We start from the raw sequence: 9,269 nt of genomic DNA, 5'->3' as shown, positions 1-9,269 counted from the left end.
TCCGCAATTATCCTCCATTAAAAAGATGCCTGTCCAAATAGCAAGCTACAAACTGAAAAGATGCCTGTCCAAAATTCAAAAATTTCTTGCTTGCAACATTTACTCAAAGCCGTGCAGAATTTTCACAACTTAGTACTACAAATCTTCTCACCCTCCTGCAACGCAGGGTAAAGCGAGGTGGAACGTGGTTTGCAACTGTGTATAGAGAATTAGAAGTAAATGGAGTCACAGCAAGCATTAGAGACAACTACCAGTTGCTGATGGCATTTTCACTAAAGTCAAAATAGACGTTAATACGAGGAGAAAAAAATGGCGATTATTAATTGGGCAACGGCAAAATATGAAGGTCTTGGTAAAGAAGGCAAAGGACACGTTTCTACACAATCTGGTGCATTAAAAGATCAACCTTATGGTTTTAATACGCGGTTTGATGACCAACCAGGAACTAACCCTGAAGAACAAATTGCAGCAGCACACGCTTCTTGCTTTACCATGGCCCTTTCATTTGCGTTAGCGGAACATGGATACAAGAAAGGCACACTAGAATCCAAAGCGACTATCACTCTTGTCAAAGATGGGGAAGGTTTTGCCATCACTAAATCTGAAATCAAATTGGATGCAAAAGTACCTGGTATGAGTGGGCCAGATTTTGAAAAAGCTGCAGTAGAAGCAAAACTAAATTGTCCAATATCAAAGTTACTAAACTGCGATGTGACATTGGATATTACGTCTTTTGATGGTAATTAAAATATCTTGGTTGAGAGCGGCAGCCCAACGGCTGCCCTTTTTATTTGAAGGTAAATAAACATGATGTCTATTTCGTTGGCATTAAAGTAATTTCCCGCACATCACAACGGGGATTAGCAGATATCGCATAAATCACCGCATCAGCAACGTCACTAGCGTCTAACTTATCCGGCTTAGCTTCATCAAAAAACGGCGTATTTACCATCCCAGGACAAATTATCGTACATCGTCCGTTCCATTCAGCCATTTCGGCCGCCAAGTTTTGTCCGAATCCATAAGCGAACCACTTGCTTGCACCATAAACAGAACCCTTTAGGATTTTCTTACCAGCAATCGAACTGGTAGTAATAAAATGTCCTTGAGATGCTCTTAGCATCGGTAGCGTCGCTTTGGCCGTATAAAGAAGTCCATTGATGTTTACATCAAGCATTGATTTCCATTCTTCAGGATCGCCATTTTCAATTCCCGCAGAGCTTACGCCCGTCCCTGCATTAGCAAAGACTACATCTATTCGTCCGAACTTTTCTTTGGCTTTTTTCACAACATGTTCAACTTCAGCGAGTATACTCACGTCAGCCGTAACAGGCAGTACTCGCTCTTTACCCCAACGTTCGACAATGTCCTTCAACTTGTCGCTGTTGCGGGCTGTAATTACGGCTTTGTGACCTTCTCCTATCACTTTATCAACTGTAGCTTTTCCTATGCCACTGGAAGCTCCAGTAATCAAAACAACTTTTTCTTCTTGCATCTGATCGCTCCTAATACTAAGAATCACTTAACCCGCCAATTTTCCGCAAATAGCATCGATAAAAGCAGGGATATCGTTGGGATTACGACTCGTTATTAGTTTGCCGTCAGTCACCACTTCACTGTCTTCCCATATACCACCAGCATTGAGCATATCAGTGCGAATACTTGGGTAAGAAGTCACTTTTTTGTTATTCACCAACTCCGCTTCAACTAACAACCAAGGTGCATGGCAAATTGCTGCGATCGCTTTTATTTTATCTTGATTAAAAGCTGCTTTTATAAAATCGACCACATTTGAATTGGTACGAAGAATATCAGGATTCATTTGACCTCCAGGAAGAACAACAGCGTCATAGTCATCCAAATTTGCCTGTTCTATTTGTTTATCCACAGTAACCGTTTCCCCCCAATCTTTTTCATTCCAACCACGTATACTTTCACTGTCATTTATTGAAATAATATGAATATTTGCTCCGCGAGCTTCTAATTCTTTCTTTGGTTCTAACAGTTCACTTTGTTCAAAACCGTCTGTAGCGATAATGGCCAACATTCGGTTCTCTATCATTGTCTTGTTTGACATACATCCTCCATTGGTAATGGTTCATAAAAATAACATCAGCCAGCATGTCCCATTAATACCTGGAATCATGGCTGTCTTAAATTATGGAGAAGCAACTGCTATACCACCCTCCTTGACCTCTGGGATCACCGAATTCATTAGGATGTAGTACGATATCTAAAATAAACAGGCCAGCGTTTTGTCATATGGTGAAAAAAACGTGTAAAAGTTTCATTAACGAAAAATCGAATATAACCGGTTCGATTTTTTGAAAACATTTTGGAGAAGTAAGTGTCGTATTCGAAATTTAAATGGCTTATTAGAACTATCAGTGTCGTTCAAAAAACACAACTGCAAATCACAAGTAAAGAATTCCGAATAAAGGCTTGGAAGTTAATTATTATTTGCGCGTTCACCCAAAGGTTATTTATCGTGGAATGTTCTAATGAGCAAAACCGTTTTTAAATTACCTAAATCCAAATAAATAGCTGGTAAGCTAACGGCGCAAGAAATGACGAAAAAATTGCAGCGACTATTAACGCTACTGAACTAAACCCCGTATCCTGCGCGCTGTGTTTCACAGTAGCAGAAGTGCCGATTGCATGAGAGAGGCTTCCGGTGATAATACCACGATGAGCTGGATCATTAATTCCCATCAAGTGAAATATAGGATAGAAAAAGATCGCTCCAGTGAGGCCTGCGAACAACCCTAATACGACGACTATTGATGTCTGACCATTAAGGCTAGCACTTATTTCTAAGGCTATCGGTGTTGTCACGGATTTAACAAGTAACGAAGCCAGAAGTGGTGCTGGCGCTTCGAATAACCAAGCAATAAATCCTGTTAGAGAAATCGCCAAAATACAACTGCTAAAACATGACAATAAAATAAACTTTAAATTTGAGCGAATTTGAGGGAGTTGTTCGTATAAGGGGTATGCAAGTGCAACAACTGCCGCCTGCATGAAATAGTTAATCCAGTTGGTTTGCGCATAATAGGTTTCGAAACTGACACCTAAACTGTAGAGCACGGCCATGACAATAAACATACTTAACAACAACGTATTCAAAAAAGGGATTTTGAAGCGGTGCAAAATATACCAAGAGAAAAGATAAACACAGAGCGTTAATGCAACCCACATAAGTTAATTTACCTTGAGATTAAATCGTTTGAAAAGCAAGCTAAGCAATACCGCCACACAAATATTCGCAACGATTGTACAAGCTAGGATCAGTCCCAATTCTTGATATAACACTTCAAAATAGTCCATCAGTCCAACAGCAATAGGTATAAAAAACAGCAACATGTGTTTTAACATCAACCTAGCCCCATCCTGCATAAACCTGCTAGGTAAAATACCAACAGACAAACAGAAGAACAGCATCAACATTCCTATGATGCTGGCCGGTAATGGGATGGCTGTTGTTATTTGTATGGTTTTACCTACCCACAAAAATATAAAAATGCAGGAAATGGAAAAAATAGTTTTAAAAACGGTAGTTAACACTTAAAAATCTAATCTACTGAGGCGTATTATTTTCAATAATACCTACTTTCCTCACAAACGGAATAACCAAAACGAACAGCTTTCGATTAGTAATCTGCTTAGTGACTTAACCGTAATAAATTTAAATAAACTTCTGAAAAGCAAACAACCCTAATAAAAACTAGGGTTGTATAACTGCAATAAATTGACATAAATCCAATTAACGGAGTAAAAGCATCTATGCAAAAGCGGTATTTTGTCTCAAGGATTTTGCAGCGGCAACCATAATGTGCAGTGCAGGTGTGACTTCATCCCATTTACGCGTTTTAAGGCCACAATCGGGGTTTATCCACAATCTTTCCTTAGGTATGCGTTTTGCTGCCGATTCAATCAATGAAATTATGCTAGCTTCATCGGGAATATTTGGAGAATGTATATCATACACCCCAGGACCAATATCGTTAGGATAGGCAAATTCATCAAATGCATTTAATAAAACCATATCGGAACGCGATGTTTCAATGGTTATTACGTCGGCATCCATTTGTGCAATGGCTTGAATTATATCGTTAAACTCTGAATAACACATATGAGTATGAATTTGAGTGGTATCCTTCACACTGTTAGCCGATATTTTGAATCCTTCAATTGCCCAATCTAAATAACTTTGCCATTCACTACGTTTAAGTGGCAAACCTTCTCTTAAAGCAGCTTCGTCGATTTGTATAATGTCAGTGCCCGCTTTTTCTAAGTCTAAAACTTCGTCACGAATGGCCAATGCAATTTGTTTGCAAGTGTCAGCTCTAGATTGATCATCGCGAACAAAAGACCAATTCAATATGGTTACTGGTCCAGTTAGCATACCTTTTACTGGTTTTTTGGTTAAGGTTTGCGCATAACGAGTCCACTCAACGGTAATCGCTTTATCTCGAAGAACGTCACCGTAAATTATCGGCGGTTTGACACACCGAGAGCCATAGCTCTGTACCCATCCAAACTTGCTTGTGGCAATCCCTTCTAAACACTCGCCAAAATATTCAACCATGTCATTTCGTTCAGCTTCTCCATGCACCAACACATCAAGTCCTAAGATCTCTTGTTGAGTAATACAAAATTGTATCTGCTGTTTAATCGCTTGTTGATATTCATTGGCAGTGATGTCGCCTTTTTTAAATGCGGTACGCAGTTGTCTGATTTCATCGGTTTGAGGGAAAGAACCAATGGTTGTTGTCGGAAGCAGTGGAAGATTTAAAAACTCTTTTTGCAGTTTAATCCGCTCTTGATAGTTCGCGCTACGTTCAAGCCAGTCTGGCTGTATCAGTGCAATTGCGTTCCTTACTTTCGTGTTTTTACTGCGGGTTGAAGCAGAACGCGCAGTAATGCAAGTTTGGTTTTCAACTAACTCTTTGGCCACTTTATGTTCGCTAAAGTTAATCGCCGTGCCAAGAGTATTGAGTTCTTGTAATTTTTGAACAGCAAATGCCAACCAAGAGTTTAGCTCTGGATCGAAAGTGGTTTCATTGCCTAAGTCTACCGGACAATGGATCATTGAACACGAAGGTGCAATCCAAAGATACTTGTCTTTACTTTGGACAAGCGGTTGAAGAAAATCCAAAGCAGCTCGCAGATCGGTTTTCCACACATTTCGACCATCAATAATACCGACCGACAATATCTGCTCGTGAGTCAAAGCATTTGCTAATGGGTATACTTCTTCTTTTGCGCGTATTGCATCAATGTGAACACCGTCAACAGGTAACTTGCAAACCAAATCAAAATTATCAGCCAACTCACCAAAATATGTGGTCAATAACAATTTAACCTTTCGCTCGTACAAATATTGATACGCATATTTATAGGCGATTTTCCATTCGGCAGATAACTCTGTGACCAATGCAGGCTCGTCAATTTGTACCCATTCGACGCCATTCTTTGCAAGTATATCTAACAGATTGGCATATTGAGGTAGAAGACTATCCAGTAAATCCAATGGATTTGTTTTATCCGTTGATTTGCCTAAAAATAAATAAGTAATGGGTCCAATTATCACTGGTTTTACATCGAATCCTTGACTACGCGTTAAGCGGACCTGTGTTAATAAATTTTCAGGATGCAGCGAAAAAGACGTTTTCGCATTAAATTCAGGTACGATGTAATGATAGTTGGTATCAAACCATTTGGTCATTTCACCGGCAGCTGCGTTGCACCCACAGTTATCTTGAGCACCTCCACGGGCCACCTGAAAATAATTTTCTAGGTTATCGCCTTTAGAATGACTGAAGCGCTCTGGTACATTGCCGAATAAAAAGCTCGTATCTAATACGTGATCATAAAGTGAAAAATCACCTATTTGCGCGAAATCCAAATTTTGATGGAGTTGTAAATTTTGTTGCTGCAACAAACTCGCAGTTTCTAACAGTTCTTGTTTTGTATTTTGTTGATTCCAAAATGCTTCTAATGCAAATTTTAATTCGCGATTTGCACCAATGCGTGGAAATCCTAAATTGTGTATTTTAGCCATCTATATGTCCAAATGATTAGAGTGCACACATGCTAACCACTTGAATGAATGAATAATAATGGTATATTTTCATAAACCCATGAATATTACTCATAATAAATGTTAGATAGAAACCACCTTACTATTATAAATGCCGTTTCAGAGGCAGGTACTGTTACCCAGGCTGCCGAAATATTGTGTTTAACCCAATCTGCTTTGAGTCATGCAATTAAAAAAGTTGAAAATCACTATCAACTTCAAATTTGGCAAAAGGAAGGTCGTAAACTCCGCTTAACCCAAGGAGGTAGTTTATTACTAAATCTAGCCAACCGACTTTTGCCGCAATTTGAACACGCTGAACTTCAACTTGCACAAATTGCACAAGGAAAAAAAGGAATTTTGCGTATCGGCATGGAATGTCACCCATGTTATCAGTGGTTATTAAAGACTGTTAAGCCATTTTTGGCCCAGTGCGATGGTGTTGACGTAGACGTTAGACAAAAATTTCAGTTTGGCGGCTTAAGTGCTCTTTTGGGATATGAGATCGATCTATTAATTACGCCTGATCCGTTATTTCATCACAATGTAATTTACACACCGGTATTCGATTATGAACATGTGTTAGTTGTTTCTGGACAGTCATCATTAGCAAAGAAAGACTGGGTAAATCCAACTGACCTGAGCACGGAAACGTTGATAACTTATCCGGTTGAAGCCAGCCGATTAGATATATTCAGCCATTTTTTGACTCCAGCAGGAGCAAGCATTAGGCGACATAAAATTATTGAAACCACTGAAATTATGTTGCAAATGGTTGCGGCAAATCGCGGTATTGCAGCACTTCCTCGGTGGTTAGTTGAAGAGTATCAACTACAAATGGATGTCGTCCCTGTTTCGTTATCTGCAAATGGCATTCGAAAATCTATACACCTCGGCGTACGTGTTAACGAATCAATGCCCGACTATCTCAAAACATTTATAGCATTATCAAAACAAAGTTAAGCCGTTGTTTAGCTCAAAAGGTTAGTCTGCTTGATTGAGCCTGCGAAACTACTAATTATGCCTGTCCATGAATTCTTCCGAAGTATGCCTGTCCATGAATTTCTCCTAATTATGCCTGTCCACGAAATTCTCAAAAGGTTAGTCTGCCTGTCCACGAATTCTCTTACATCGGCTAAATTTCATGCCTGTCCACGAATTCTACTAATTATGCCTGTCCATGAATTTCCTTATCGTTAAAAACTAAATATTTGCTATTAAATATTATTATAAATAATGGGAAATCAGTTTTTTCGGTTTAAAAGTAAACAAATTAGTTGACGAACAACTCATAGTAAAAGAAACTAATGTTAATATTTTGTAATCAATCAGTTACTTATAATTTAACAACTGTATAAAAAGCCATCAAAGGAGTTGTATTGTGATACTAAATCACTTGTGGGGAATCTATACTCACCCTAAAGAAGAATGGCATGTAATTGACGAAAGGCATGAAAGCTATTTTTATAGTCTTAGTCATATTTGCATCATTTCGCTCATTCCCGCTTTTCTAAGTTATTACTCTTCCTACCATTTAGGCTGGAGTATTGGCGTTGGCGAAGTGATTAAGTTGGACCAAGCTTCGGCAATGTCCCTAGGAGTAGGGATGTATTTTGGATTAATCGCTGGCGTTATTGCACTTGCGATTATCGTTTATGAGTTGGCGAAAGTATTTGATTCTAATCCAAGTTATACCCAATCGTTAGAGTTGGCGGCATACACCGCCACACCACTTTTCATGTGCGGTTTTGCTGCTTTTTACCCTGCCCTATGGTTTGTAATGTTAGTGGCATTTATAGGTGTTTCTTACTCAATCTACCTGCTGTATGCAGGTGTACCCATTATGTTGCATATTCCTGAAGACAAGGGGTTTATTTATTCAAGTGCCGTGGTTACTGGAGGGCTTATTCTTCTAGTGGTCCTGATGGTAGGGTCTGTATTGCTGTGGAGCGTAATTGGAGATCCTGTATTTACCCATTAAACATAAGTTGATAAATTAACGTCGACATTCACAAATAAAAAAACCGCACAGTTGTGCGGTTTTTTAGTTTTATATATGGCTTAAAGTGTTTCTGAATTCTCAGAAAGATATTTAGCAACACCTTCTGGCGATGCATCCATACCTTTTTTACCTTCTTGCCAACCCGCAGGACACACTTCACCGTGTTCTTCGTGGAAGTTCAATGCATCAACCATACGTAGCATTTCATCTACATTACGGCCTAGTGGTAAATCGTTAACCACTTGGTGACGAACATTACCTTCAGCGTCGATTAAGAAAGAACCACGGAAAGCAACACCGTCAGATGGATGCTCAACATCATATGCTTGACAGATTTCGTGTTTAGTATCAGCTACTAAAGTATATTTTACTGGTCCTATGCCCCCCTGATTAACAGGAGTATTACGCCATGCGTTGTGGCTAAACTGTGAGTCAATTGACACACCAATAACTTCAACGCCACGCTTAGTAAATTCTTCATATCGCTTATCAAACGCAATCAACTCAGACGGGCAAACGAAAGTAAAATCTAAAGGGTAGAAAAAGATTACTGCTTTTTTACCTTTGATATTTTCGCTCAGGGTGAAACTGTCAACGATTTCTCCGCTTCCAAGAACCGCGGCTGCAGTGAAATCAGGCGCTGGACGGCCAACTAGTACACTCATTTTTTTCTCCATTTTTTTGTGAAAGCATTTATAAACGCAAATGCATGTTTGGTTAAATAATTAATAACACTATTTAGCAGGATATAAGACTAGTTTATAAAAACCCAAGTCAAACCATTAACTTTTTTTAATTTATTCAGAAATAAACATATTAGTGGTATTTAAACTTCTTAAACTTTCACTGTTTTTATTAAAAATGTATAGCAAATAATCAAAATAACACTTGATTGTGATGTAAATAACAACTATTATCATTTGCATAACGATTGAGGTGAAATTAAATGTACGTTTGTTTGTGTCACGGCATTACTGATAAAGCAATTGCAAAAGCAGTTCGTGAAGATGGTATTGGCAGTACCCGCGAGTTGCGTGCAAAACTTGGCGTAGGAAGTCAGTGTGGTCGTTGTATTCAGATGGCACAAGACATTATCGACACAACAATTATTGACGAAAGTCTATTTAAAGAAGTTAGCTAACTCACTAACTTAATTAAACCAACAAAAAAGGAGCATTAGCTCCT

The 9,269-nt window shown here is 38.8% G+C and carries 10 protein-coding genes; 4 read left to right on the top strand and 6 right to left on the bottom strand.

Annotated elements, in window-relative coordinates:
* The first annotated feature begins 309 nt into the window (after positions 1-309).
* Complete coding sequence (locus GLIP_RS13400) at positions 310-747, top strand: OsmC family protein (protein WP_008845182.1); 438 nt, start codon at positions 310-312, stop codon at positions 745-747.
* Between the two features lie 67 nt (positions 748-814).
* Here the strand turns inward: GLIP_RS13400 and GLIP_RS13395 are convergent, their stop codons facing one another.
* From GLIP_RS13395 to metE, 5 genes are all read right to left on the bottom strand, one after another.
* Positions 815-1,495, bottom strand: coding sequence for an SDR family oxidoreductase (locus GLIP_RS13395; protein WP_008845181.1), 681 nt, complete (start codon positions 1,493-1,495; stop codon positions 815-817).
* A gap of 27 nt (positions 1,496-1,522) precedes the next feature.
* Positions 1,523-2,077 (bottom strand): type 1 glutamine amidotransferase domain-containing protein, encoded by a 555-nt coding sequence (locus tag GLIP_RS13390; RefSeq protein ID WP_008845180.1) that lies wholly within the window; start codon positions 2,075-2,077, stop codon positions 1,523-1,525.
* A 449-nt stretch (positions 2,078-2,526) separates the two neighbouring features.
* A complete protein-coding gene (locus GLIP_RS13385; RefSeq protein ID WP_008845179.1) occupies positions 2,527-3,198 on the bottom strand; it encodes an LrgB family protein in 672 nt (223 codons plus the stop codon).
* A 3-nt stretch (positions 3,199-3,201) separates the two neighbouring features.
* The gene (locus GLIP_RS21710) at positions 3,202-3,564 is read right to left on the bottom strand and encodes a CidA/LrgA family protein (RefSeq protein WP_040522968.1); all 363 of its coding nucleotides are present in this window, start codon (positions 3,562-3,564) and stop codon (positions 3,202-3,204) included.
* Positions 3,565-3,781: 217 nt separating this feature from the next.
* The gene (gene metE, locus GLIP_RS13375; RefSeq protein ID WP_008845176.1) at positions 3,782-6,064 is read right to left on the bottom strand and encodes a 5-methyltetrahydropteroyltriglutamate--homocysteine S-methyltransferase; all 2,283 of its coding nucleotides are present in this window, start codon (positions 6,062-6,064) and stop codon (positions 3,782-3,784) included.
* A 99-nt stretch (positions 6,065-6,163) separates the two neighbouring features.
* On the opposite strand from metE, the gene GLIP_RS13370 reads away from it, so the two are divergent.
* Together GLIP_RS13370 and GLIP_RS13365 are read left to right on the top strand one after the other, a co-directional pair.
* Entirely contained in the window at positions 6,164-7,045 is an 882-nt protein-coding gene (locus GLIP_RS13370) for a LysR family transcriptional regulator (protein ID WP_008845175.1), read from the top strand.
* 418 nt (positions 7,046-7,463) lie between these two features.
* Positions 7,464-8,063, top strand: a complete 600-nt coding sequence (locus tag GLIP_RS13365) for a Yip1 family protein (RefSeq protein ID WP_008845174.1) — start codon at positions 7,464-7,466, stop codon at positions 8,061-8,063.
* Positions 8,064-8,143: 80 nt separating this feature from the next.
* Here the strand turns inward: GLIP_RS13365 and GLIP_RS13360 are convergent, their stop codons facing one another.
* Positions 8,144-8,749 (bottom strand): peroxiredoxin, encoded by a 606-nt coding sequence (locus tag GLIP_RS13360; protein WP_008845173.1) that lies wholly within the window; start codon positions 8,747-8,749, stop codon positions 8,144-8,146.
* Positions 8,750-9,030: 281 nt separating this feature from the next.
* Here GLIP_RS13360 and GLIP_RS13355 point away from each other — a divergent pair, with 281 nt between their 5' ends.
* Positions 9,031-9,225: a bacterioferritin-associated ferredoxin gene (locus GLIP_RS13355; protein ID WP_008845172.1), complete on the top strand. Its 195-nt coding sequence runs from the start codon at positions 9,031-9,033 to the stop codon at positions 9,223-9,225.
* The last annotated feature ends 44 nt before the right edge of the window (positions 9,226-9,269 follow it).

The sequence above is a fragment of the Aliiglaciecola lipolytica E3 genome, from assembly GCF_000314975.1.
In the GTDB taxonomy this organism is placed as follows: Bacteria; Pseudomonadota; Gammaproteobacteria; order Enterobacterales; family Alteromonadaceae; genus Aliiglaciecola; species Aliiglaciecola lipolytica.
This window is presented reverse-complemented; position numbering and strand designations above follow the sequence as displayed.

What these genes read in the sequence shown, in the direction of transcription:
- GLIP_RS13400 (WP_008845182.1), top strand. Translation starts at nt 310, where the DNA reads ATGGCGATTATTAATTGGGCAACGGCAAAATATGAAGGTCTTGGTAAA.
- GLIP_RS13395 (WP_008845181.1), bottom strand. Translation starts at nt 1,495, where the DNA reads ATGCAAGAAGAAAAAGTTGTTTTGATTACTGGAGCTTCCAGTGGCATA.
- GLIP_RS13390 (WP_008845180.1), bottom strand. Translation starts at nt 2,077, where the DNA reads ATGTCAAACAAGACAATGATAGAGAACCGAATGTTGGCCATTATCGCT.
- GLIP_RS13385 (WP_008845179.1), bottom strand. Translation starts at nt 3,198, where the DNA reads ATGTGGGTTGCATTAACGCTCTGTGTTTATCTTTTCTCTTGGTATATT.
- metE (WP_008845176.1), bottom strand. Translation starts at nt 6,064, where the DNA reads ATGGCTAAAATACACAATTTAGGATTTCCACGCATTGGTGCAAATCGC.
- GLIP_RS13370 (WP_008845175.1), top strand. Translation starts at nt 6,164, where the DNA reads ATGTTAGATAGAAACCACCTTACTATTATAAATGCCGTTTCAGAGGCA.
- GLIP_RS13360 (WP_008845173.1), bottom strand. Translation starts at nt 8,749, where the DNA reads ATGAGTGTACTAGTTGGCCGTCCAGCGCCTGATTTCACTGCAGCCGCG.
- GLIP_RS13355 (WP_008845172.1), top strand. Translation starts at nt 9,031, where the DNA reads ATGTACGTTTGTTTGTGTCACGGCATTACTGATAAAGCAATTGCAAAA.